This is a genomic window from Aquirufa sp. HETE-40SA, assembly GCF_054558635.1.
On sequence record NZ_JBPXKN010000001.1, the window covers coordinates 568920 to 594368 of the forward strand.

Sequence of the window (25449 nt, forward strand, 5' to 3'; positions counted from 1 at the left end):
ATGAACCAAAGCATCGAACAAAAGCAATTAGAACGTAAAAACCAAAGGAAAGCCTTGGCAATCACGATTGTGATTCAGGGTTTATTGTTTTTGTTATTTTGGTATGCAAAGATTTGGTCAGCAGAAGAAATGAAACTAGAATTACCTGAACCAGGATTCGAAGTGAATTATGGAACAGATGATGAAGGTGGTGGAAATGTGCAGTCATATAATCAAGCGAGTGATTTGCCTAATAACGATGAATCACAGCCTGCTGAAAAAGAAACAGAAGTTGCTTCCGTAACGAAAGCGAAACCTAACCCAAGTTCTAAAGAGACCGTCATCTCCTCTGTAGTTAAAAGTCCTGTCAGCATTTCAGAGAATACGAAAAAGACCACCACCGTTTCCACAAAACCCACTCCTGAACCAGAAGAAAAAATCGATGAGGGTGCATTGTTCAAGAAAAAAACAACTAGCAACGGAACTCGAGGAACAAATCCAAATCCAGGAGGAAATTCCAATGGACCAGACGCTGGAAAAATTGGAGATAAAGGTAGCCCCAACGGCAAAATCAACAATTCAACGAATTACTCAGGAAGCGGCGGTAGCGGAGAGGGTTCTGGTTCCTCTTCCGTGAATATTTCTGGCTGGAGAATCGCTAATCGTCCTAACGTCAAAGATGATACAGGTGAAACGGGTATGATTCGATTTACCATCAAAATCGATGAAGACGGAAATATCATCAAATTAGTGATTGCGGAGAATTCATTTTCTAATTCTTTGGCACAGAAATACAAAAGAGCCATCGAAAAATCTAAATTCATTAAAACGTCTTCAGGCGCAAGCCCGAAAGAAGCCACCGGGTCTATCACCTTCCGCGTAGGAGAAAGATAGGCATCCGATGAATTATTCCGAGTCCATTTCCTTTTTGTATGCACAATTGCCGGTATTTCACCGCGAAGGGGCTAAAGCCTATAAACCGGGCTTAGGTAATATTGAAGCACTTTGCGAGCTGATGGGAAACCCGGAACGCTATTTTAAGTCTTTGCACATTGCAGGCACGAATGGAAAGGGGAGTTCCTCGCATTTTATGGCCTCTATTCTTCAGGAACACGATTACAAGGTGGGCTTATATACCTCACCACATCTACATTCCTTTACTGAACGAATAAAAATTAATGGGATTGAGGCCCCTGAAGAATGGGTGGCTGATTTTGTTTCTAATCATCTGCACCTAATCGAAAAAGTGCGTCCGTCTTTTTTTGAATGGACCGTCATTATGGCCTTTACTTATTTCAAGGAACAGCAAGTTGATTATGCCATCATTGAAACGGGTTTAGGCGGCCGATTGGATTCTACAAATATCATAGCTCCACTCGGATGTTTAATCACGAACATTAGCTTCGACCACCAGGATTTATTGGGGGATACGTTGGAAAAAATTGCGTCAGAAAAGGCTGGCATCATTAAAACGCATACTCCGGTAACCATAAGTGAAAAACAGCCAGAAACGTCTGATGTTTTCATTGCCAAAGCTTCATCAGCAAATGCCTCCCTTCAATTTGCTTCAGATGTAGTTAAAGCTTCAGACTTCACTTTCACAAGCCCATCTTGGGGTGAAATGAATATCAATAGCACATACAAAGGACATTACCAGCAAAAAAACATACGTGGAGTGTTGGCATGGTGCGAACAGATTCAATCCATCATTCCTCTAGAAGGGGCAAAAATCAGGAAAGGAATTGAGCAAACCCGAGTGAATACCGGTTTACAAGGCAGATGGGAGATATTAGGTGAAAGCCCTAAAATCATCGCTGACACCGGGCATAACAAAAGTGGCATAACAGAAATTATGCAACAAATAAATAAAGAGGGTTTCGATCATCTGACCATTATTCTGGGAATGGTCGCGGACAAAGACATCGATTCGGTCTTATCCTTGTTTCCAACAGAGGCCAGCTTCTATTTTTGCCAAGCAAACAACCCGAGAGCGATCTCCGCTTTAGAACTTCAAAAATTAGCAGCAACCAAAGGACTGAATGGTAAAGTCGTTCCTTCTGTGAACGAGGCCATTGCCCTGGCAAAATTAAATTCAAAACCTTCAGATGGGATTCTCATCTGTGGATCCACCTATCTAGTAGGAGAAATTACCTTTTAATTCGCGTACCCTTGAGCAGAAGAAAAACAGCCAAATACAATCTAGCCATCGCTTTAGACAATGTCATCCAAAGTCCGAAACCTATTTTCGGAACATTGGCTGGTAAATGGAAATCGGATTACTTTAAAAACGACAGCTCATTAGTTTTAGAACTGGGCTGTGGCCGAGGAGAATACACCAATGGCTTAGGTAAACTATTTCCCGAGATGAATTTCATCGGAGTAGATGTCAAAGGAGATCGTTTAGCGCAAGGAGGGAGAGCTGCGAGAGAACTTGAATTAACAAACACCGCGTTTCTTCGCATCCACATGCAAGAGATAGACGAACAGTTTGCAGAAAATGAGATCGATGAAATTTGGATTACTTTTCCGGACCCTCGTCTTCGGGATCGTGATGAGAAACGACGCCTCACTTTTCATACCTTTCTTGCTCGTTACAAGAAAATCTTGAAGCCTGGAGGCATCCTTCATTTAAAAACCGATTCTTTACCTTTCTTCGAATTTTCGGAGGGTTCGCTAACTGAAAATGGATGGGACATTACAGTCAAAACGAATGATCTCTACACTTCTGAATGGATGGACGATCATTATGGAATCAAAACACGTTTCGAGGAGATGTTCTACGAAAAAGGATTTAACATCAATTACCTCAGAGCTATAAATGCGAAATAAAAAAAGCCTCTCAGATGGAGAGGCTTTTTCATTTATCTCAAATTGGTTGATTAACCTACGCGAGCGATCAAATCTGCTGCACGAGATGAATAACCAAATTCGTTATCATACCAACCAACTACTTTCACTAAGTTACCCATCGCTGTTGTTAACTTAGAATCTAAGATACAAGAGTGTTGGTTTCCGATGATATCGATAGAAACGATTTCGTCAGTTGTGTATTCTAGGATACCTTTCATCGGGCCATCAGCAGCCGCTTTTAAAGCAGCGTTGATTTCCGCAACTGTAGCGTCTTTCTTCAATACTACCGTGAAATCTGTAACAGATCCATCTGGAGTAGGAACACGCATCGCGTTACCATCTAATTTACCTTTCAAGTGAGGTAAAACTAAACCTACCGCTTTAGCAGCACCTGTAGATGTAGGTATGATAGAATAAGCAGCAGCACGAGAACGACGTAAATCGGAGTGAGGTGCATCTTGTAAGTTTTGGTCCGCTGTATAAGCATGAACCGTAGTCATAAATCCTTTTTCGATTCCAAAAGCATCGTCTAACACCTTAGCCATTGGAGCTAAACAGTTAGTTGTACAAGATGCATTTGAGATAATCGTCATATCATCTGTTAATGTATCATCATTAACACCTAAAACGACTGTAGGAATATCACCTTTAGCAGGAGCGGAGATGATTACTTTACGAGCACCAGCCACTAAGTGTTGACCAGCACCTTCTTGATCGATGAAACGACCAGTAGATTCTAAAACAACATCGATTCCTAAAGCACCCCAAGGTAATTGCTTAGGATCACGTTCTGCAAAAGCCTTAATCACGTTACCATTAACAGTAATGCTGTCAGCATCAGAAGTAACAGTTCCATTAAAACGACCATGAACTGAATCATACTTTAGTAAGTGTACCAAAGTAGCATTGTCAGTTAAATCGTTAATAGCAACGATTTCCACATTTTCTTTTTCCAATAAACGACGGAAAGTAAGTCGACCGATACGACCAAAACCATTAATAGCAACTTTAATTTTTTTCATTGAATAAATTAATTTGATTTCATACAAAGTCCAAATATAGCATTTAAAATGTATTATTCCAAGAGTGGCAATATAAAATAATCGTTATTAAACGTTTACAAGGCCTATTTTACAAAAGTAAATCAGGATATTTTAATTTAGCACAAATGCTAATTAATTGGCTTTTACATAAAATTTGCTCGGATACGTTTTTTATTCAAACTTTTTTTGCATATTTGTATAAGAAATAAATGCTCCAGATCGATGGGGTAGGGGAGTGACAGAATGTCACTTGTCTTTTTAGCTAATTTTCTAGCAAATTTTACCGAAATAATATTTCGTGTCGATACGTAACTGATTGATAATCAGCTAGATGACTTATTAAAGTTGAAGTTAAATTTAGTTCGATTTTTTAGCGTTTTTTCGCTCTCATCGCCAGTAGGCATCGATTTTATTTCCACTGATCAGGGGAAGCCAAGCCTTTTTTGATTAATTTGCATCTTCATTTATTGCATATCATTTTTATGAATTCATTAGAAAATAGTATTGTAGCTGCCTGGGACAACCCGGAGCTTCGTTCGAAGGCTGAAACCATCGAGGCGATTGAAAAAGTCGTAGACTTAGTAGATAAAGGGGAATTGCGTACCGCAGAACCTAAGGCTGATGGTAGCTGGCAAGTGAACGAATGGGTAAAGAAAGCCATCGTGATGTATTTCCCTATTCGCCAAATGGCCGTTTCAGAAGTGGGCATCTTCGAATTCCACGATAAAATGAAGTTAAAATCGAATTATAAAGAGTTAGGTGTTCGTGTAGTTCCTCCTGCTGTAGCCCGTTATGGCGCTTTTTTAGCGAAAGGAACCATCTTAATGCCCTCTTATGTAAATATTGGTGCTTTTGTAGATGAAGGAACGATGGTAGACACGTGGGCTACGGTAGGATCTTGTGCCCAAATCGGTAAACACGTACACTTAAGTGGTGGTGTGGGTATCGGTGGCGTATTAGAACCACCTCAAGCTTCTCCTGTCATTATTGAAGATGGTGCCTTTATTGGTTCTCGTTGTATAGTAGTGGAAGGTGCACACATTGGTAAAAAAGCCGTTTTAGGTGCTGGAGTTACGATAACAGGCTCTTCTAAAATTATCGATGTTTCAGGTCCTGAGCCAGTGGAATACATCGGTTATGTTCCAGAAAACTCGGTTGTCATTCCAGGTAGTATCCAAAAGACCTTTGCAGCCGGAACGTATGGCGTACCTTGTGCCTTAATCATAGGTAAAAGAAAAGAAAGTACCGACTTAAAAACTTCGCTTAATCAAGCATTAAGAGAGAATAACGTAGTCGTTTAGTAAATAGCAAAAATGAATGCCCGGTTCGCAGCCGAGCTTTTTTTATGGAAAATGAATTGAAAATCGGTGAATACAATCACCTTCGTATTATCAAAGAAGTACCTTTTGGCCTCTATTTAGATGGTTACGAAGATGAAATCCTATTACCCTTGCAATACGTTCCAGAAACGTATGAAATAGATTCATCGATTGATGTATTCATCTACCGCGATTCAGAAGACCGCATCATCGCCACTACTTTAAAGCCTTTCGCCACTATCAAGCAGTTCGCTTATTTGGAAGTGAAATCTGTTACTCCTCTGGGCGTATTCTTAGAATGGGGGTTAGCAAAGGACCTTTTTGTTCCTTTTAGTCAACAATACCAAAAAATGGTGGTAGGGAAATTCTACCTCGTTTATATTTACCTCGACGCACAAACTGATCGCATCGTAGCATCAGCCAGAATCGAAAACTTCTTACCCGCCTTTATCGACGACGAAGAAAATCGTTTTGCACCAGGAACAAAGATTGAAGCCGTTCCATTTGAATACACTGACTTAGGTATTAAATGTTTGGTTGACAATTGTAAAATTGGAATGTTATTCAAAAATGAAATATTTACAAATGTAATATTGGGCCAAAGTACATTTGTATACATTGAAAACTTGCGAGAAGATGGACGACTTGATTTACGTTTGGAACCAATTGGACGCGTACGTTTAGATGCACAAGTAGAGAAAGTATTACAAGCAATTAAAGATAATAAAGGCGTCCTATATCTACACGATAAAAGCCCAGCTGAAGATATCTACGATCAGTTAGGTATGTCTAAAAAGGATTTCAAGAAAGCTATTGGAGGATTATACAAAAGTAAACTGATTGCTTTGCACTCTGATTGCGTGTCACTTTGGTAAACAAATGTTTCGGCAGTTGGTATTTGTAAATAAGTGAAGATTGTTTAGATTTGTAACACATTAATTAATGTTTACAAAAATGAATCTAAGCGCTAAAATAGAATTGTTAATTCAATCAAAGAAACTAAGTGCCTCTCAGTTTGCTGATACCTTAGGAATTCCTCGCAGTAGTATTTCTCACATTCTCTCAGGAAGAAATAAGCCTAGCTTAGATGTCGTACAAAAGATTCTCATCGCCTTCCCTGAAATTCCCGCGGAAGAGTTATTAGATGATAAACGCAATTTATCTATTTCGGCACCCGCTCCTAAAGCAGCTCCTTCTCCAATCGCTTCCACTCCATCCCTTTTTGATGCTGTCATACCTAGCGCCCCAGAATCGCCTGAAAATAATTTAGCTGAACAAACGATCGTACAATCGAATCTCAGACGACCTAGAGAAAGTAGCCCAAAGGCAACCCAACCAGTCGCTGCTCCCGCACCTACGACTCATTTAGCCAAGAAGATAGAGCGTGTTCTTATCTTTTATACAGATGGTACTTTCTCGGAAAGCAAACCCCTTTAATTAAGGATTGTAAACATAAATCATACTTATCCACATTTTGCTTTTGAGTTATCCACAAGTTATCCACATTTGTGCACAATTGTATTTTCATAATCTCTAATTAACACCAAAACACGATATTGCTAGAGACCCATTAATTGTTTAATTTTAATAAATTGAATACAAAAAATGGAAAAACTAGACTCATTGAACCAGGTGGCACAATTCCACCAAACTTTTGGAGCCCCTATACTTGCTCAACCTACCATTCCCGCTGCAGAACGTTGCAATCTACGTGTTAGCCTTCTAGCAGAAGAATTAGATGAATTGAAAGAGGCTATTGCGGCAAATGACCTAGTAGAAGTGGCTGATGCACTTTGTGACCTTCAGTATGTCTTATCAGGTGCCGTTTTAGAATTCGGTTTAGGTGAAAAATTCGTCGAATTATTTAATGAAGTACAGCGTTCAAATATGTCCAAAGCATGCGCATCATTAGAGGAAGCAGAGTACACGGTCAAATTCTACCAAGATAAAGACGGTACAGAAGCGGAAATCAAGGAGGAAAGTGGAGTTTGGAAAGTATATCGTAAAGCGGATAACAAAGTATTAAAGTCAATAAATTACTCTCCAGCAGACCTGAAATCTATCTTAAAATGATCAAAATTCTCCTCATAGAAGACGAACCTAAGACTGTTCAATCTTTGAAACAAGGATTAGAAGAGAACAACTATGAGGTGGAAGTGGCCTATGATGGAACGATCGCGAAACAATTAGCCTTGCGAAATAACTATTCACTAATTGTATCTGATATCATCATTCCAGGCATTAATGGAATTGAACTATGTAAGCAATTAAGGGCGGAAGGGATTCAAACACCCATCCTAATGTTAACTGCATTGAGTACGACGGACGACAAACTGGTCGGTTTTGATGCTGGCGCGGATGATTATTTAGGGAAACCCTTTGATTTTAAAGAGTTTTTGGCACGTATTAAGGCCCTATTAAAACGCTCATCTCAGGCACAATTAGATGCACAAGTGCTGAAATTTGCTGATTTAGAGATGGATCTCATCAGTAAATTGGTGACACGCTCAGGGCAATCCATTAATTTAACTTCCAAAGAGTTTCAATTATTGGAATACTTCCTTAGAAACCAGGAAATGGTGATTTCGAAAGCACAAATTGCGGAAAACATCTGGGAGGTCGAAGATGAGAATAGCTCCAATTTGATCGAGGTATATGTTAATTACTTACGAAAAAAGGTAGATAAAGGCTTTGCGAGTAAGTTGATTCACACCCAATTTGGTAGAGGATATATTCTTAAAAACGAATAACCATGCAGATTAGATCCAGGCTGACTTACCAGTTTACCTACCTCGTGTCTGCGATTTTATTCGTATCTTATTTTGTCATCTATATCTTCACACAAGAGAATTACAAGGACAAATTTTATAGTCGTTTACGCCAAAAAGCAAATACAACCGCCCAATTATTGGTCAATGTAAACCAGGTGGACTCTAAATTAATGGGGATCATCGGTCAAACCAACCGCGATTTATTGTACCGGGAGAGTATTTTGGTATACGATTTATGCAATGAACGAATCTACGCTTCAAATGACAGCATTAACCTGCACATAGATGTAGATCTCATAAAACAAGTCCGCCAAAAACAAGAAATACGCTTTCAACGCGAAGATATCGAAGTTTTAGGAACTGTTTTTGCCACTCCACAAGGCCGATTAGTCGTTTTTGCAGGGGCGGTGGATCAGTATTCAGCAGAAAATGCAAAAGATTTAAAGAACATCCTTATCGCCTTATTTCTCTTATTTATCCTCATTGTAGTGCTATCAGGCTGGTTTTTTGCCGGTCAAGCTGTCAATCCAATCTCAGAAGTTATCCAACAAGTAGATAAATTATCACCCAAACGCCTCGAAGAACGCCTAAAATCGCCTGATTTTGAGGACGAAATAGGGAAGATGGTGTCTACGGTCAACCGACTGTTAGAACGCATCGAGAATGCTTTTAAATTGCAAAAAACATTTATTGCAAATGTTTCACACGAACTAAAGAATCCATTAACTAAAATATCCTCCCAATTAGAAGTTAGTTTATTAAAGGAAAGAGAGTCAACCGATTACAAAAATACGATAAGCTCCGTTTTAGAAGATACCCAAGAGTTAGCTGCCATCACGGAATCCTTATTGGAATTAAACAAATTAAGTCTATCAGATAGCCAGGCTGGCTTTAATGAGTGGAGAATTGACGAGATCCTTTGGGAAGCTAGAAGTTTAACCCAAAAATTAAACGCTGCCTACAAAGTCAACATCGATACCTCACACATGCCGGAGGACGAGGAAATGCTCTTGATCAAAGCGGATGACAAACTCATTTTAACCGCTTTAAAGAATTTAATGGAAAATGCATGCAAGTTCAGTCCATCAAAATCTGCCCAGGTCAGCTTCAAGAATGCGGGAAATTCCATCCAAATTTTCGTCAAAAACGAAGGAAAAGGCATCCCAGCAAACGATTTACCTTATATCTTCCAACCGTTCTTTAGAGGCGAAAATACGGCTTCATCTAAAGGCTACGGAATCGGATTATCATTAGTAGAACGGATAATTCAATTACACAATGGCCAAATCTCAGTGGTTTCAGTGCCTGATTCGTTTACGGAGTTTACGGTGACGTTTCACGTCAGTGGACAGTAGACAGTGTACAGTGGAAAATAAAAGTTATACTGCTAACTGACAACTGCCCACTGTCAACTATATAATTATACTACCGACTGTCAACTATTTATTTATACTGCCAACAGACAACTGACAACTATTTATGTCCACTGTCTACTGACAACTGCCCACTGATATTTGTTATATAATTTATATTATGTTAAATAGATTGTAAACCATAAGAAAAGGGCCACCTATTTTTAAGTAACCCTTTCCTTTTTTTACTAAGACAATCGACCAGTGACTAGCGACCAGTGACTAGTGACTAGCGACCAGTGACTAGCGACTAATTCTTACTTCTCTAACTCAGCTAATTTAGCCTCGTTTTTCAATTCACGATAAACCTGTTTTAAGATTTCTTTTAAGTCTTCGTCTTTCTTAACCTGGAATCCACGTTCGAAATAAGGTAAAGCCTCGTTGTATTTAACCGCTAATTTTGCCTCTAAATCCTTCCCAGTTTTCTTATATTCATTCATATCCATACCATTCACCTGACGCTTAAGTTCTTGAGCATCATTGAAATAATAGGCACCCATTTGATACAAAGCATCATAGTTGTTAGGATCAACCTCTAAAGCCTTTGTATAATAAGTAGGCAAATTTGAACGAATTTCGTTCACTTTAGTTATTAATTCATCGACTTTAGCCTTATTTGTTGCTAAATCTCCTGCTGCTGCAGTTGCAGCTGATTTCTCCTCTTGAATACCTTTTAATGCATCTGTTAATTCCTTCACTTTAGCCTCTAAACTTGCCACTTGGCTATTTACAGAAGCTTTCGCTTTCGGAGTGGTTGCGGTTTTAAGTTTCAGTTTGGTACGCTTTACTTCATCTTGAAAAGCCGAAATTTGATCATTTTGAGCTGCTAAACGACGGTCTACCTCTTGAACTTTAAATGATTTATCTTGAAGTTTTCTAATCTCATCTCCTAAACCTGCAACCTTATTTTCATACAACAAACCTAAGTTTAACCAAGAAACGCCATCTTTAGCATCATTTGTTGTAGTTTGTTTAAGTTCAGCAATTGCTTGATCAATTCGGTTGAAAGCAATCAACATATTAAACTTCTCCCCTTTCAGATCCTTATTTGCAGGATAAATGGCAAGAGCTTTCTCAATTAAATTAAGTGCTTTTTCCTCCTCCTTGTTATTTTTATAGATTTGTGAAAGACCATAAAGGATGGCTAAATCTTTACCACCAATTGCCATATATTTCTCATAAGCAACTTGGGCAATTTTATCTTCTTGAGATAATTGAGCTGTTACTCCTGTATACATGGCTGAAAGCGTATCGTTAGGTGCTAATTCAGAAGCTTTAGACATGTAGCGTAAGGAACCGCGGAAATCTTTTCCCTGATACTTAAATACACCTAGATTTAAAAAAGCATTTAAGAATCGCTTATCTGCCAACAATAGTTCTGCATCTTTTGCTACCGAACCTTTTTTTCCTTCTTTAACATCTAATTTTATCGCCTCATTCGCAAATTCCAAAGCTTGGAAAGCTGCCTCAGGATTAGTTAATGCAAATGATGAGTCAGGGAACAATGCTAGTTCCAAATAAGCTTGCGAACGAGATAACCAAGATTTAGCCTTCGTTGGTGTTTTTTTAACCTCTTCGTCAGTTTTTTTAATTGCATCATTAATACTTTTCTTTTGAGCATCAAGTACCATTTTTTCTGCTTGGCCAAATGAAGTATTCATTGCCAATGCCACCATTAATAGGGATAAAAGTAGTTTTTTCATACGTTTAGTTTAATTAAAAAAAAGCCCGTACTCACGTACGGGCAGATAAAATTATTCTTCAGTTACTTCTTCTGAGGCTGCTTCAGATGCGGTCTCCTCCCCTCCTTCTGGAGCTTCAGTTACGGCATTTGTTGTATCAACTACTCCTTCTGTTAACTCAGCACCTTCTAAAACCTCTACCTCCTCTGGTTCAGGCTCTTTTTCGATCTTCGTTACAGACGAAATCTCATCAGATTCATTTTTCAAGCGAATTAATTTAACCCCTTGTGTATTTCGTCCCATCACGCGAAGTTCTGCGACGCTTGTACGGATTAAGATACCCGCTTTGGTAATAATCATCAAGTCATTGTTATCGTTCACCTCTTTGATAGCAACTAAATTACCCGTTTTCTCCGTGATATTCAGGGCTTTAACTCCTTTACCTCCACGATTCGTTAAACGGTAATCTTCAACTTCTGAACGCTTACCAAATCCTTTCTCGGATACCACTAACAATTGTTGTACCTCTGGATCAGATACACACACCATTCCGATCACTTTCTCGGTTGGAATCTCCTCATCAATCCAAATACCTTTCACACCAGCTGCTGAACGACCCATTGGACGAACGCGTGTCTCTTCAAAACGAACAGAACGACCTGTGTTAGTAGCAATAACGATTTGGTTGTTACCATTCGTTAAGGCAACGTCTAATAGACGGTCTCCTTCGCGGATGGTGATGGCGATGATACCATTTTGACGTGGACGAGAATAAGCCTCTAACGACGTTTTCTTGATCGTACCGTCTTCCGTACACATCACAATGAAGTTATTATCAATGTAATCTGGATCTGTAATCGACTTCACGTTGATCACGGCTCTAATGGTATCACCATTCTCGATATTCATCAAGTTTTGGATAGGACGACCTTTGGAAACCTTAGACCCCTCTGGAACCGCGTAAACACGTAACCAGAAGCATTTACCGCGTTCTGTGAAGAACAATAACCAGTTATGCATCGTTGCTGAGAACAAATGCTCTGTGTAATCGTCGTCTTTCGTTGCAACAGCACGAGAACCGACGCCGCCACGAGATTGCGAACGGTATTCTGTGATCGGAGTACGTTTGATATAACCTTGTGCGGAAACTGTGATTAACATTTCGTCATCCGCAATCATATCTTCTACTGAGAACTCTTCATCCGTCATGTTGATTTGCGTTCTACGCTCATCGCCATACCGTTGTTTAATATCCGTTAATTCGTCTTTGATGATCTGTAATTGACGTTCTGGTTTGGCCAAAATATCTTCCAAATCTTCGATCAACTTCATAATCTCCGCGAACTCATTCATGATCTTCTCCCGCTCCATACCGGTTAAGCGTTGTAAACGCATCTCCAGGATAGCTTTCGATTGAAGTTCTGATAAGTTGAATTTAGACATTAAGCCTTCTTGAGCCGAATTCGGATCTTTCGACTCACGGATTAACTTAATTACCGCATCTAGGTTATCTAGCGCAATAATGAAGCCTTCCAAAATATGTGCACGCTTACGCGCCTCACGCAAATCGTATTGTGTACGACGTACGATAATCTCATTTCTATGCTCTACGAAGTGGTGAATCAAGTCTTTCAGATTCAACATCATAGGGCGACCTTTTACTAAGGCTACGTTATTCACCGAGAACGATGATTGTAAAGCAGTATGCTTGTACAAATTGTTCAACACGACATTCGCTACCGCATCACGCTTTAAATCGAAAACGATACGCATCCCTTGGCGGTCAGACTCATCCCGAATCTCTGAAATACCCTCGATCTTCTTATCGTTCACTAAATCAGCACATTGCTTGATTAATGTCGCCTTGTTAACCATATACGGAATCTCTGAAACAACAATCTGCTCTTTACCCGTTTTAGAGGTATCAAAAGTCGCATTACCCCGAACTACGATACGGCCTCTGCCCGTCTCAAATGCATTGCGAATACCTTGTACACCATAAATAGTTCCACCCGTAGGGAAATCTGGTGCTTTGATGTATTGCATCAATTCCAGAATCGTGATATCTCGGTTATCAATATAGGCTGAAATACCATCCACTACCTCATTCAGGTTGTGTGGTGCCATATTCGTCGCCATACCTACCGCGATACCCGAAGTACCATTCAATAGTAGATTAGGAATCTTAGCTGGTAAAACCGTAGGCTCTTCAAGGGAATCATCAAAGTTAGGTTGGAAATCAACCGTTTCTTTGTTCAAATCAGAAAGCAACTCATCCGCAATACGCTTTAAACGAGCCTCTGTATAACGCATCGCTGCAGGAGAATCACCATCGACGGAACCAAAGTTTCCTTGACCATCTACTAACGGATAGCGTAAAGACCAATCTTGGGCCATACGCACCATCGTATCGTAAACAGAGGAATCACCGTGCGGGTGATACTTACCAAGTACCTCCCCGACAATACGAGCAGACTTCTTATAGGATTTGTTGTAACTAACCCCCAGTTCCTCCATTCCGAATAATACCCTTCTGTGAACTGGTTTCAAGCCATCTCGTACATCTGGAAGCGCACGAGACACAATAACTGACATCGAATAATCGATGTACGCCCCTCTCATTTCATCTTCGATGTTGATAGGGATAACATTGCTTTGTAATGACATAAATAATGTTTTGATTCAAGAGAAAAACAAGGCGAAAAGCAGTATTTTTCAATAGAACAAATATCTTAAATTTTGCCTATTTCTCCAAGAAAAAATGATACTAAAAAATGTGGTTTATTTTTTGTGAACGGAAGACTCCCGTACAATCAATTTTGTCTTTAAAACTTCGACTCTTGGAACCGGATTATCCGTTTTGTGTTCGATCTGTTCTAACAATAATTCCACAGATAATCTACCTATTTCTTCTAAAGGCTGTGATATAGATGATATCGTAGGTGAAACTAAGGAGCAAATAGGTTCGTTATTAAAACTAACCATTTTAACCTCTTCGGGAACCGAAATATTCAATTCTCTAAGCGCTATTAAAACACCAATGGCAAGCCTATCTGAAACCACAAGAATTCCATCTGGGCGATTCGCTTCCTTCATAAGCTGATGCGTCTTAGAAATAGCAGAATCTTGGAAGTAATCACTATGTATTATTAGATTCGGATCTGATTCAATGCCTGCCTCTTGTAGGGCGCGTGAATAGCCCATTCTACGCTGATTACTTACGGAAACGTTTTTAGGCCCGGCTAGAAAAGCAATGCGCTTACATCCGTTCTCAATTAAGTGCTTCACAGCCTCATAAGCAGATTGCTCATTATCCACCATTACTTTAGATGCATCAATTTCTTCACTATCTCGGTCAAAAAAGACCAATGGAATACCCCTGCGTTGTAAACGAGTCAAATGCTCAAAATTGACGGTTTCACGCGACAAGGAAATAATAATTCCCTCTACTTGGGAACGAGACAAATTCTGAATATTCGTTAACTCACGCTCAAAAGACTCTTGTGTTTGAGCGATCAAAAGAGAATATCCTGCTGCGATGGCAGCATCTTCCACCGCCTTAACAACCGTAGAGAAGAAATAATAACCTAGATCGGGAACGATAAGACCGAGTGTTTTGGTCTTCGATTTAACTAAACTAGTAGCGAGTACATTAGGCTGATAATCAAGCTCTTGAGCTAAATCTAAAACTAACTTCTTGGTATCTGGATGGATATCAGGCAAATCACGTAAAGCCCTAGATACGGTAGCAACTGAGACTCCTAGCTGCTTGGCAATATCTTTGATGGTAACTTGGTGACGCATTAGTTCAGGTTAGTTACGTCAAAATTACACAATTAATCTTTACAAAATTCAATTGAGGCGATAAACGACTGTACTTCTGCCTGCAGAGACTCCCATTGGGGGATTTTCCTTCGATATTTGAACCATAACAGCCACTTCTTGGCTTAATTCAGCTCTGATTTTTTGTGCAATCGTTTCAGCCACCGTTTCTAATAAATCCACTGGCTTAGCCATCACTTGTTTGCAAATGGTGTAAATCTTCGAATAATCAATCGTATTCGCGATATCGTCTGAGAAATTAGGCTGTGATTCAGATTCCACTAAAACATCCAAGGTATACCAATTCCCTAAAATACGTTCCTCTGGATACAATCCATGAAAGGCAAAAATCCGTATATCATCTATAGAAACTTGGTAATTTGCCATTTTTTAGTTGATCTCCCCTACTTTACCTCGTGGACCTGATGATTTCGCGTAGGCTTCTAACACCTTGTTTAAGGTAGGCAACCCATCATCCGAAACGGTTTCCAGCGTAATTTTAGGCTTAGGACCGCGTTTAGCAGCTGGTTTTGTGGCTGATTTAGTAATTTTTTTCACTGCTGGCTTAACTTTTTTCGATGTTTTTACCACCGATTTAGGCTTAGGGCCTCGTTTAGCAGCTGTTTTTACTTCAGGCTGAGCTGACTTTACCACTGGACTAACCACTGCCTCAGTAGTAGTTACTTTTAATTTAGGCTTAGGACCGCGTTTTGCTGAAGTAGCTATCGGTTTCGAGGAAACTTTCGGTTTCGCGACTTTAACTTTCGCAGCTACTTTTGCCTTAACCTTAGGCTTATTCTTCACACCAGGTTTACGACCTCTTTTAGACGCCGGTGTAGCAAAAGTATTGATGGAGGCCACTGGCTTCACTAATTCGGTAGAGTTCCATTGGGAAATAGCCCCTAAAGTTTGCTCTGAAATTTGCTTCAATTGTTCGGCTATTTCTTTTTGAGCCTCTTGCAAATTACGTAATTGGCGCTCTTGTTCTTTTAATTCTTGCCCAGCTAGCGCTAGGGTTTGTTTGCGCTCATTTTCAGTTAACAACGCCTGCTTTTGGGCATCCGTTTCAGACTTCTTTTTAATGGCTTCAGCCTCTTTAGACGCTTTATCTAAGATCGATTTCGCCTCCTTTTCCATTTTAGCAGCGAAGTTTTGTTGACTTTCTTCTGCTAATTTCAAGGCTCTAAATAAACTAGATTCAATTTCTCTTAAACGAGTCACCTCAGTTTCTAGTTCAACTGTTTTCTGATTTAACTTTGCCAAAGAGTTCTGTGTTTCGGCCTCAAAGTTCTGAACACTTTGAATATATGCGTCTACTTCTGAGACATCATAACCGCGAAATGATTTTGAAAAAGAAGCTTCCAAATGATATAGATTTTAGGTATTCAAATGCTAAAATAGGAATTTTTTTAATGAATCTTCCAAACAGATAGATTTTTGTCGTCGGATGCGGAAACTAATAAATCATTGAATGAACACCAGATTAGTTTATTAACCGAATTTTTGTGTCCTCCGTGTCTGGAAGCATCTAGCACTTTGCGCAACGTTAAAGTCTCACTCTCCCATATTTTCACCGTCTTATCCATACTGGCCGTCGCAAACCATTTCCCATCTGGAGAAAATTGTATATCGTGTATGGCATAAATATGCCCAATCACCTCTGTTAGAAGCTGAAAATCAGCACTCCAACGTTTAATTCGCGCGTCTTTGCCTACGCTGTAGAGATCCCCTCCCCTACTTTGGAGAGAAAAAACAGAAGACTCGTGCGCTTTAAAGGAATGTACTAATTGAAAAGCAGCATCAAAAACTCGAACAAATCCATCAGAATAACCTACCGCAACTCGATCATCAGCTAAAACGCAGAAACAGCGCGCGCTTGATGCACTTGCTTTGATGTGTTTAACAACCGATTTTGTGGCGAGATCCACCAAGGTAATCAGTCCCTCATTATGCCCAATCCAGGCATTAGAACCTACAAAAGCAATAGAAAAAATGGATAAACCTTTCGTCGGAATAGCGAATACTTGAGTCTGATCAGCTACCTGGATTCCTTGGATTCCCTCGTAATTATGGCCTATCCATAAGATTCCGGCTGCATCCAGTTTCATCGCGTAAACGGAACCTTCGATTTGGGCTATTACCTTGCCCAGATCCGGTTTTGCGAGATTCCATTGCACTACCCATCCATCAGATCCCGCAGAATAAAAGAGGGAATCCACGCCATTTTCAAGCGCGTAAACCGGCCCACGGTGTCCTGAGAAGGTGTCAATACGTTCGATTTGTAGCGTACTCAAATTATTTCCATCGATTTAGCTACAAAAATGATAATTTTACGTCCAACTATTCCCATTTATGCCCCAAATATTTTCAAAAATTAGCGCAGATGATTTCCAAATCTTGGTTTGGAAAATTGAAGAACCCATCGCTTTTTTTGAAACCTTTCCGGCATCTTGGTCTACGCCAGCCATCGAAAATCCAATCAAAAAACTGGAATCACTAGCAGCAAGGTTTTGCTTACATCAGCTGTCACCCGAATTCTATAAACTAAATCTAGTCCAAAACGACCGAAACAGGCCATTTTTCGAGGATTCCGACTGGCACATTAGCCTCACCCACTCCTATCCATACGTTGCTGCTGCTTGCTCGCGCCAGAACCGAATCGGAATTGATCTAGAGAAACCGGGTAGAAATATCGAAAAAATTGCTCCTCGTTTTCTGTGTGCTGCAGAATTAGCGAAATGGAAGGACACTTCGAATTTGTTGACATTAGCCTGGTCAGCGAAGGAATCCATCTATAAAGCAGTCGGAAAACCTGGCCTTTCATTTCAGAAAGAAATAGAGATATACGATTTTGATCTCAATCCGAGCAATGCTCGAATTCCTTCAGCAGAAGATATCGAGGTGTTTTGGGAAGAATTTCCGGAATTTAGCCTGACAGTAGCCTTAATCTAATAGATCAATCAACTCGGTTAATTCATCTTTGTATTCCTGCTCCCCTGCTTTTTCATAAGCCATCATCAAATTGCGAATCACGCGGCGAATGATTTCCAAATTAGAGCAAGGATTGTAATAAATTTCGTTCGATGTTAAATTCAATTGAGCAATGTAATTATCAATATCTATCTTATTGAAAATCAGCCCTTTATTGAACACATTAATGTAAAACTGCAAGCCATTTTGCTTGTAGGTTAACACGAAGAGATTAGGCAAATTCACGCCATAAACAGGTAAACCTAATTTTTGGGCGATCCACATATAGATGACGCAAAGGCTAATGGGATTACCTTTTTTGGAGGACAACACATTGTTAATGAACGAGTTATTTGCGGCGTGGAAGTTCTTCGAATTAGGCCCAAACTTCAATTGCTCGAACAATACGGTATTTAATACCTTCACCTGGTCCATCGGGTGTAATTCTTCACGCATCTGTGGCCAAACCTCGTAATACAACTGATCCATTTCTACTTTCAATTGCTCAAAACTGTAATCTGGATAGCGGTAAGTGGCTAAAATCCACATCCCTTCTAATAAATCCATCCCACCTGCTTCTTTCCAAAGCTGCAAACGCGTCTTCACAGATTGCCACTGAAAATCGTGAATTAAGTTTTCAATCTTGGTTTGAAGAATGGGATTCAAACTTTCGGTCTCCCATTCCGATTCTAACACGGGAATGATGGAGGGTCCCAAGGTACGGATTTGCTGTTCCACCATGCTAACGACCTCCTGATCAGAGTCGTCTAATAAATGAATCATGGCTTTAATGGCAGCTTCCGTCATATAGAACGTATATTTTTGACAAAATTAAAGACATTTGGCCTATTTTCCCCTAAATTTGTCCTTAATTCTTACAATTTACGTATGCAAATTTTAATAACGGGAGGAGCTGGATTCATTGGATCACATACCTATGTGGTTTTGAAAGAACACGGTTACACCCCTATTATCGTAGATAACTTCTCTAATTCTTCGAAAAAGGTCATTAAAAACCTAGAAATCATCACGAAAGAACCGGTGATTTTCGAAGAGGGCGATGTCAACCATCCGGAGACCTACGATTTATTGTTCACAAAATACGATATCAAAGGAATTATCCATTTTGCGGCCTCTAAAGCGGTAGGCGAATCCGTGGAGAATCCCTTAAAATATTACCGAAACAATGTAGCGTCCACGGTACTTTTATTAGAAAAAATGGCTCAATACGGCCTTTCTAATTTAGTGTTTTCGTCTTCTTGTACCGTTTATGGTCAACCTGAAACGCTACCTGCCACAGAAGAATCGCCAGTACAACCCGCAACTTCTCCTTATGGTAACTCTAAGCAGATTTGCGAGGAGATTATTCGCGACACAGTAGCAGCGTCTTCAGCTTTAAAAGCCATTGCTTTACGTTACTTTAACCCCATTGGGGCGCACGAATCGGCCTTAATCGGCGAATTGCCGATCGGTCCACCAGCGAATTTGATTCCTTTCTTAACGCAGTCAGTGGCCGGTTTACGCGGACCATTGCAAGTATGGGGAACGGATTATCCTACCCCAGACGGAACGGCGATTCGCGATTACATTCACGTGGTGGATTTAGCAGGAGCGCACGTGAAGGCTTTGGCCCACTTAATCGAGGGGAAATCAACCAAGAATTATGATTTCTTTAACATTGGAACTGGCCAAGGGAGCTCTGTCATGGAAGTTATCAGCGCTTTCGAAAAGGCGACCGGCAAGAAAGTTCCGTATGAAATCAGAGACCGCAGAGCGGGAGATATTACGGCGGTTTATGCCTCAACTGATAAATCGAACCAGATTTTAGGTTGGAAAACACAATTTAGTTTAGAAAAAGCCTTGCAAGACGCCTGGAAATGGCAAGAAGCAATCAATCAATAAGATGAAAAAATTAGTTATCACCGGCGGTGCCGGATTTATTGGATCTCACGTGGTTCGTTTGTTTGTGAACAAATACCCAGATTACCAGATCTACAATTTGGATGCCTTGACGTATGCAGGTAACCTAGCGAACAACGAAGATGTGGCATCTGCCCCTAATTACCACTTCATTAAAGCAGATATTACGGATGCGGAACATATTGACGCCCTTTTTGCAGAGCATCAATTTGATGGCGTTCTGCACTTAGCAGCGGAATCACACGTGGATCGCTCGATTACGGATCCTTTGGCGTTCGTAAGAACGAATGTCATCGGAACGGTGAATTTATTACAAGCAGCGAAGAAACATTGGGCAGGCAAAATGGAGGGCAAGCGCTTCTACCACATCTCTACTGATGAGGTATATGGTGAGTTGCACGATCCGAAGGAATTCTTCTTAGAAACAACATCTTACGATCCTCGTTCGCCTTATTCGGCTTCGAAAGCGAGTTCAGACCACTTCGTAAGAGCGTATCATGAGACCTATGGTCTACCTACGGTGATTACAAATTGTTCGAATAATTATGGGCCCAATCACTTCCCAGAGAAGCTGATCCCCTTGATGATTCACAACATTATTCATCACAAACCTCTTCCGGTGTACGGAAAGGGCGAAAATGTGCGGGATTGGCTTTTTGTGATTGACCACGCACGTGCGATTGACACGGTATTCCACGATGGGAAAATAGGTGAAACCTATAACATTGGTGGCTTTAATGAGTGGAAGAATATTGATTTAGTCCATTTATTATGCAAAATTATGGACGAGAAATTAGGTCGTCCAGCAGGAACATCGGTTCAATTAATCACGTATGTAACGGATCGTGCGGGTCACGATTTGCGCTATGCGATCGATGCGAACAAGATTATGAAAGAATTAGGTTGGGAGCCTAGTTTGCAATTCGCAGAAGGTTTAGAGAAAACCGTGAATTGGTATTTAGAAAATGAAAAATGGTTAAATGATGTCACTTCAGGTGATTATCAAAAATATTACGAAAAAAACTACGCAGGCAGATAAGATGAAAGGAATTATTTTAGCGGGTGGATCCGGAACGAGATTGCACCCATTGACTTTAGCGGTTAGCAAGCAATTAATGCCGGTTTATGACAAGCCGATGATCTATTACCCCTTGTCTATCTTGATGTTATCGGGCATTAAAGAGATTTTGATCATCTCCACGCCGCACGATTTGCCCCATTTTGAGAAGTTATTAGGTGATGGATCTCAAATCGGTTGTCGTTTCGAATATGCCGTTCAACCGGAACCGAATGGTCTAGCACAGGCATTTGTGATTGGCGAGAAATTCATCGGAAAAGATAAGGTAGCCTTAGTTTTAGGCGATAATATTTTCTACGGATCTGGCTTGAGTAAGTTATTGCAAGCGAACAATGATCCTTCAGGTGGTGTAGTTTACGCTTATTCGGTGAACGATCCGGAACGTTATGGCGTGGTGGAATTCGATGCAGACAATAAAGTGATCTCAATCGAAGAGAAACCAGCGAAACCTAAGTCGAATTATGCCGTACCAGGCTTATATTTCTACGATAATGATGTGGTGGAAATTGCCAAAAAAATCGCCCCATCACCTCGTGGAGAATACGAAATCACGGATGTAAACAAGGAATATTTAAAGCAAGGACGTCTTTCGGTGGGTATTTTGAACCGCGGAACGGCTTGGTTAGATACGGGTACTTTTGCTTCTTTAATGCAAGCGGGTCAATTCGTTCAAGTGATCGAAGAGCGCCAAGGCATGAAAGTAGGTTGTATCGAAGAAGTAGCCTATCGAATGGGGTACATCGACAAAGCACAATTGAAGAAAATCGCTGAGCCACTCGTGAAAAGTGGTTACGGACAATACCTATTGAATTTAATCGCCTAATCGGCTTATATACCTAGAATTCCCGCTATCAACGCTAATCCAAACAGCAAGATGGCGGGAATTTTTGTTTTCTCTGCTAGAACAAATGCAGCCGCTACAATGCCCAAGGAAATAACCTGCGCTTCCACCACCATAGGACGAGTGAAAGTAAATACTGCCACTAAGGTTAATCCCACAGATGCCGCCTGAATACCCGCTAGAGAAGCTCGAATGAAGCGATATTGCTTCAATTGTCCCCAAATTCTGAACACAAAGAAGATCAAAAAGGTCCCAGGCAAAAAGATTCCCAGCGCACCGATGAGCGAACCCGCCAATTCACCTAGCAGACCATAGTCCTTCATCAACAAAACCCCCAAATATGACGTAAAAGCAAATACAGGTCCAGGAAGCGTCTGAGAAAGAGCCATTCCCGTCAAAAAAGCCTCCGAACTGATTAACTGCTTAAACTCGACAAATTCCGTATAAAGAACAGGTGCCAATATGTGCCCACCCCCAAAAACAAGGGATCCATTCCGGTAAAAATTCTCAAAAAGTCGGATAGGAAAATATTCTGTGAAATGACCTAAGACGGCTAAAAAAACTAGAAATCCCCAATACAAATGGAAATTTGCCCAAGGGATAACGAATTTGTGTTTGGTTTGTCGAGGGAAATCCTTGTAATTAAAAGAAGAAACGACACCCCCTAATACTAACACCAAGGGAAATATGTAAGGACTATGAAAAGCGATCCCTAAAAACAAGGTCACGAGTAAAATAATGACATACATGGGGCCAGTAATGACCTTTTTGGCCATATACCATCCTGCCTGCAAAATCAAACCAATACCCACTGGAAGAACGTAATGAAGAATGGAATGGTTGCGTAAAAAAGTCATTCCATACGCCGCTAAGGTCATAATTAAGACCGCTGGCGTAATCCAACAAAGTAAAGTTAAATAAGCCAAATAAGCCCCACCCCGCTTCAAACCAATCGCAGTGATCATCTGAGTAGAAGTAGGGCCTGGTAATACGGAACAAAGTGCTTGAATTTCAAACAATTCTTCTTCCGTCAAATAGTCTCTTTTCTTTACTAATCGATCTAAAAAGAGGGCAAAATGCACTTGAGGTCCACCAAAAGAGGTGCAGGCTAAAAGCAAGACATCCCACAGGAAATCCAGGTGTTTTAGCCGCCTCATCTATGCCTTTTTAAGTCCTAATTCAATCAATCGCTCATTCAAAAACGCCCCAGCTGTCATATCTGTATAGATTTTCGGATACTCCGTCGAAACGCAAGAAGATAAACAAGTCAAATCCATTTCAGAACGCGGATGCATAAAGAACGGGATCGAATAACGAGATGTTCCCATTTTCTCACGCGGTGGATTCACCACCCGGTGGATCGTTGATTTCAATTTATGATTCGTCAAACGATCTAACATATCACCCACATTCACCACTACCTGATCCGGTAATGCGGTAATGGGAATCCATTTTCCATCCATACGCAATACTTCTAAGCCTTCCGCAGAAGCGCCCATCAATAAAGTAATCAAGTTAATATCGCCGTGTGCCGCCGCTCTCACCGCTCCTTCAGGTAGAGAATCTGGATCTAAAATAGGGAAATAGTGAATCGCACGTAGGATGGAATTACCGTTTTTCACCCGGGATTCAAAATAGTCTTCCGGAAGCTCTAAATAGAGCGCAATTGCTTGTAACAAAGCTTTACCAGCCTTCTCTAAGGTTTGATAAGCTTCCACCGTGTTCTTTTCGAAATCAGGATATTCCACTGGAAAAACGTTCGCCGGGTATTCAGACCAAACCGAATCTCCATCCTCTTTGTGGGGTTGACCCACGTGGTAAAACTCCTTTAAATCAGGCACTTTGAAGCCTTTAGCCGTTTCTTTTCGCTTTCCGATATATCCGCGTTGGCCTGCAATTCCTTCAATTTCATAGGTTTGCTTTAGCGAATCTGGCGATTGAAAGAACTGCTCTACATTTGAATAAAGCTTCTTGGTAAAGTCATTCGATAATTCGTGACCCTTAATCGCCACAAAACCAATCGTGTTGAAGGCAGACCCTAAATCTTGTACAAATTTCGCCTTGCGATTCGTGTCCCCAGAAAGGAAATCCGCTAAATCCAGCGAAGGAATTTCATCTAATAACATCTTATTTACTAAAGTTTGTTGATACAAAGTCCCAGTTAACTAGGTTCCAGAACGCTGCGATGTAATCCGCGCGCTTGTTCATGTATTTTAAATAATACGCGTGTTCCCACACGTCTAAAGCTAAAATGGGTTGTCCTTTCAATTCAGCCACATCCATCAAAGGATTGTCTTGATTAGGCGTCGAAGAAATCATCAATTTCCCGTCTTTCTTGATCAACCAAGCCCAACCTGAACCAAAACGAGACGTTGCCGCCTTCGTAAATTCAGCCTTGAATGCATCAAAAGAGCCGAAATCAGCCTCTATTTGCTTCGCTAAAGCGGCAGATGGTTTAGAGCCTTTGGCAGGTCCTAATACATTCCAGAAAAAACTATGATTCCAGTGTCCTCCCCCATTGTTACGCACGGCAACAGGCTGAGTGGAAACGGTGGCTAAAATCTCTTCAAGCGATTTAGTCGCAGCCGGCAAAGCCTTGTTTAAATTATCTACATAGGCCTTGTGGTGGCGATCGTGGTGAATTTCCATCGTTAAGCGATCGATATGAGGCTCTAAGGCATCAAAAGCATAAGACAAGGCTGGTAAACTAAAAGAATCAGCTAATGGAGCAGAAAAAGAGGGCAAAACCACGCTAGCGCCCGCAAGGACTAGTGATTTTTGAAGGAATTCGGCACGTTTCATTATGTTTAAATTTATACTATTCGTAAACGACTCTACCTACTATACTTCGGCCTAGTGTAATCTCGTCGGTATATTCTAAATCACCGCCAATGGGAATACCACGCGCAATCGTGGATAATTTTATGGGAAATTCTTTTAGCTTTTTGGTCAAATAAAAAGCCGTCGTATCCCCCTCCATTGTGGGGCTTAAGCCTAAAATCACCTCACTAACTTTACCAGAAGCGACGCGCGTCACTAAGGTTTCGATGGTCAAATCGCCGGGTGAAATACCGGATAAAGGGGAAATAATTCCGCCCAAAACATGGTATAGGCCCATAAACTGACCTGTATTTTCAATCGCTAATACATCGCGTAGATCTTCCACCACACAAATGATGCTTTCATCGCGTTTATGACTGGCACAAATGCCACATAAATCACCATCCGAAATCATATGGCATTGTGGACAATATTTCGTTTCTGTTCTGAGTTGAACTACCGCGTGGGCTAATTGCAAAGATTGGGCTTCTGGGCGCTTTAATAAATGTAAAGCGAGGCGCAGTGCTGATTTTTTACCGATGCCGGGCAGTTTAGAAATCTCTTCAACAGCTTGCTCAATCATCTTGGAAGGATAGTTATTCATCATACGCTTGCTTCGATTTCGGCGGAAATTCCTCTACGGCAAATCTCATTGCGCATAGCTACTAATTCGTCAAATCCACCGGTTTTTACGCCGCATTTGCCTCTGAAATGAATCTGCAAGGTACATTGCTCCGCTTGTTGTGGCGTATGTTCACACACCTCAATCAGCGTTAAAATGACATATTCAAAGGAATTGACTTCATCATTGTAGACAATCAGCTGATGGGCCTCGATCACCTCTTCCTCTACGAGAGTCGACGTGTCTTCTTGCCATTTTTCCTGATTTTGAAAAGAAAAAGGTAGACGATAAATACTATCTACACAGAATTCCATATTTTT

General features: G+C 40.6%; 26 protein-coding genes. 13 read left to right on the forward strand and 13 right to left on the reverse strand.

Annotation, left to right across the window (positions count from 1 at the left end; genetic code table 11):
- Genes ACRZ9O_RS02590 through trmB form a run of 3 tightly spaced genes read left to right on the forward strand, consistent with a single transcriptional unit; the run spans position 1 to position 2808 of the window.
- A complete protein-coding gene (locus tag ACRZ9O_RS02590) occupies positions 1 to 873 on the forward strand; it encodes a hypothetical protein (RefSeq protein WP_459456072.1) in 873 nt (290 codons plus the stop codon).
- Positions 874 to 880: 7 nt separating this feature from the next.
- Positions 881 to 2137 carry a bifunctional folylpolyglutamate synthase/dihydrofolate synthase gene (locus ACRZ9O_RS02595; RefSeq protein WP_459456074.1) on the forward strand — a complete coding sequence of 419 codons (1257 nt, stop codon included), beginning with the start codon at positions 881 to 883 and terminating at the stop codon, positions 2135 to 2137.
- Positions 2138 to 2148: 11 nt separating this feature from the next.
- On the forward strand, positions 2149 to 2808 hold the full coding sequence (trmB, locus tag ACRZ9O_RS02600) for a tRNA (guanosine(46)-N7)-methyltransferase TrmB (RefSeq protein ID WP_459456076.1): 660 nt from the start codon (positions 2149 to 2151) through the stop codon (positions 2806 to 2808).
- Positions 2809 to 2858: 50 nt separating this feature from the next.
- Here the strand turns inward: trmB and gap are convergent, their stop codons facing one another.
- Positions 2859 to 3851 carry a type I glyceraldehyde-3-phosphate dehydrogenase gene (gene gap, locus ACRZ9O_RS02605; protein WP_459456078.1) on the reverse strand — a complete coding sequence of 331 codons (993 nt, stop codon included), beginning with the start codon at positions 3849 to 3851 and terminating at the stop codon, positions 2859 to 2861.
- Between the two features lie 503 nt (positions 3852 to 4354).
- Between gap and ACRZ9O_RS02610 the strand changes: the two genes are divergently transcribed.
- From ACRZ9O_RS02610 to ACRZ9O_RS02635, 6 genes are all read left to right on the forward strand, one after another.
- A complete protein-coding gene (locus ACRZ9O_RS02610; protein ID WP_459456080.1) occupies positions 4355 to 5173 on the forward strand; it encodes a 2,3,4,5-tetrahydropyridine-2,6-dicarboxylate N-succinyltransferase in 819 nt (272 codons plus the stop codon).
- Positions 5174 to 5217: 44 nt separating this feature from the next.
- Positions 5218 to 6066: a CvfB family protein gene (locus tag ACRZ9O_RS02615; RefSeq protein WP_459456082.1), complete on the forward strand. Its 849-nt coding sequence runs from the start codon at positions 5218 to 5220 to the stop codon at positions 6064 to 6066.
- Positions 6067 to 6145: 79 nt separating this feature from the next.
- Entirely contained in the window at positions 6146 to 6628 is a 483-nt protein-coding gene (locus ACRZ9O_RS02620; protein WP_459456084.1) for a helix-turn-helix domain-containing protein, read from the forward strand.
- A gap of 168 nt (positions 6629 to 6796) precedes the next feature.
- Positions 6797 to 7264, forward strand: coding sequence for a pyrophosphohydrolase domain-containing protein (locus ACRZ9O_RS02625; RefSeq protein ID WP_459456086.1), 468 nt, complete (start codon positions 6797 to 6799; stop codon positions 7262 to 7264).
- A complete protein-coding gene (locus ACRZ9O_RS02630) occupies positions 7264 to 7941 on the forward strand; it encodes a response regulator transcription factor (RefSeq protein WP_459457028.1) in 678 nt (225 codons plus the stop codon). The genes ACRZ9O_RS02625 and ACRZ9O_RS02630 overlap by 1 nt, the downstream gene beginning before the upstream one ends.
- A 2-nt stretch (positions 7942 to 7943) precedes the next feature.
- Complete coding sequence (locus ACRZ9O_RS02635) at positions 7944 to 9317, forward strand: sensor histidine kinase (protein WP_459456087.1); 1374 nt, start codon at positions 7944 to 7946, stop codon at positions 9315 to 9317.
- Between the two features lie 314 nt (positions 9318 to 9631).
- Here the strand turns inward: ACRZ9O_RS02635 and ACRZ9O_RS02640 are convergent, their stop codons facing one another.
- The 6 genes from ACRZ9O_RS02640 to ACRZ9O_RS02665 form a co-directional block, all read right to left on the reverse strand.
- The gene (locus tag ACRZ9O_RS02640) at positions 9632 to 11077 is read right to left on the reverse strand and encodes a tetratricopeptide repeat protein (RefSeq protein ID WP_459456089.1); all 1446 of its coding nucleotides are present in this window, start codon (positions 11075 to 11077) and stop codon (positions 9632 to 9634) included.
- A gap of 51 nt (positions 11078 to 11128) precedes the next feature.
- Positions 11129 to 13723, reverse strand: a complete 2595-nt coding sequence (gene gyrA / locus ACRZ9O_RS02645) for a DNA gyrase subunit A (protein ID WP_459456091.1) — start codon at positions 13721 to 13723, stop codon at positions 11129 to 11131.
- A gap of 114 nt (positions 13724 to 13837) precedes the next feature.
- Positions 13838 to 14860 carry a LacI family DNA-binding transcriptional regulator gene (locus ACRZ9O_RS02650; RefSeq protein ID WP_459456093.1) on the reverse strand — a complete coding sequence of 341 codons (1023 nt, stop codon included), beginning with the start codon at positions 14858 to 14860 and terminating at the stop codon, positions 13838 to 13840.
- A gap of 48 nt (positions 14861 to 14908) precedes the next feature.
- Positions 14909 to 15265 carry a dihydroneopterin aldolase gene (gene folB / locus ACRZ9O_RS02655; RefSeq protein WP_459456095.1) on the reverse strand — a complete coding sequence of 119 codons (357 nt, stop codon included), beginning with the start codon at positions 15263 to 15265 and terminating at the stop codon, positions 14909 to 14911.
- A gap of 3 nt (positions 15266 to 15268) precedes the next feature.
- Positions 15269 to 16243 carry a DivIVA domain-containing protein gene (locus ACRZ9O_RS02660; protein WP_459456097.1) on the reverse strand — a complete coding sequence of 325 codons (975 nt, stop codon included), beginning with the start codon at positions 16241 to 16243 and terminating at the stop codon, positions 15269 to 15271.
- A gap of 44 nt (positions 16244 to 16287) precedes the next feature.
- Complete coding sequence (locus ACRZ9O_RS02665) at positions 16288 to 17172, reverse strand: WD40 repeat domain-containing protein (RefSeq protein WP_459456099.1); 885 nt, start codon at positions 17170 to 17172, stop codon at positions 16288 to 16290.
- A 58-nt stretch (positions 17173 to 17230) separates the two neighbouring features.
- On the opposite strand from ACRZ9O_RS02665, the gene ACRZ9O_RS02670 reads away from it, so the two are divergent.
- The gene (locus tag ACRZ9O_RS02670) at positions 17231 to 17830 is read left to right on the forward strand and encodes a 4'-phosphopantetheinyl transferase family protein (protein WP_459456101.1); all 600 of its coding nucleotides are present in this window, start codon (positions 17231 to 17233) and stop codon (positions 17828 to 17830) included.
- Here the strand turns inward: ACRZ9O_RS02670 and ACRZ9O_RS02675 are convergent.
- Entirely contained in the window at positions 17822 to 18655 is an 834-nt protein-coding gene (locus ACRZ9O_RS02675; RefSeq protein ID WP_459456103.1) for a transglutaminase-like domain-containing protein, read from the reverse strand. The genes ACRZ9O_RS02670 and ACRZ9O_RS02675 overlap by 9 nt on opposite strands.
- Positions 18656 to 18736: 81 nt before the next feature.
- On the opposite strand from ACRZ9O_RS02675, the gene galE reads away from it, so the two are divergent.
- From galE to rfbA, 3 genes are read left to right on the forward strand one after another with little or no spacing between them, the layout of a single operon-like run.
- Positions 18737 to 19750, forward strand: coding sequence for a UDP-glucose 4-epimerase GalE (gene galE / locus ACRZ9O_RS02680; RefSeq protein WP_459456105.1), 1014 nt, complete (start codon positions 18737 to 18739; stop codon positions 19748 to 19750).
- A 1-nt stretch (position 19751) separates the two neighbouring features.
- Positions 19752 to 20807 carry a dTDP-glucose 4,6-dehydratase gene (gene rfbB, locus ACRZ9O_RS02685; protein WP_130923821.1) on the forward strand — a complete coding sequence of 352 codons (1056 nt, stop codon included), beginning with the start codon at positions 19752 to 19754 and terminating at the stop codon, positions 20805 to 20807.
- A 1-nt stretch (position 20808) separates the two neighbouring features.
- Complete coding sequence (rfbA, locus tag ACRZ9O_RS02690) at positions 20809 to 21669, forward strand: glucose-1-phosphate thymidylyltransferase RfbA (protein WP_459457030.1); 861 nt, start codon at positions 20809 to 20811, stop codon at positions 21667 to 21669.
- Between the two features lie 5 nt (positions 21670 to 21674).
- On the opposite strand, the gene chrA is transcribed toward rfbA, so the two are convergent.
- From chrA to ACRZ9O_RS02715, 5 genes are read right to left on the reverse strand one after another with little or no spacing between them, the layout of a single operon-like run.
- Positions 21675 to 22844 (reverse strand): chromate efflux transporter, encoded by a 1170-nt coding sequence (gene chrA / locus ACRZ9O_RS02695; protein ID WP_459456107.1) that lies wholly within the window; start codon positions 22842 to 22844, stop codon positions 21675 to 21677.
- Positions 22845 to 23813, reverse strand: a complete 969-nt coding sequence (locus ACRZ9O_RS02700; RefSeq protein ID WP_459456109.1) for an isopenicillin N synthase family dioxygenase — start codon at positions 23811 to 23813, stop codon at positions 22845 to 22847. It abuts the gene before it with no gap.
- A gap of 1 nt (position 23814) precedes the next feature.
- Positions 23815 to 24489, reverse strand: coding sequence for a superoxide dismutase (locus tag ACRZ9O_RS02705; protein WP_459456111.1), 675 nt, complete (start codon positions 24487 to 24489; stop codon positions 23815 to 23817).
- Positions 24490 to 24505: 16 nt separating this feature from the next.
- Positions 24506 to 25114, reverse strand: a complete 609-nt coding sequence (gene recR / locus ACRZ9O_RS02710; protein WP_459456113.1) for a recombination mediator RecR — start codon at positions 25112 to 25114, stop codon at positions 24506 to 24508.
- Positions 25111 to 25443 carry an ATP-dependent Clp protease adaptor ClpS gene (locus ACRZ9O_RS02715; RefSeq protein WP_459456115.1) on the reverse strand — a complete coding sequence of 111 codons (333 nt, stop codon included), beginning with the start codon at positions 25441 to 25443 and terminating at the stop codon, positions 25111 to 25113. Before ACRZ9O_RS02715 ends, recR begins: the two co-directional genes overlap by 4 nt.
- Positions 25444 to 25449: the final 6 nt, after the last annotated feature.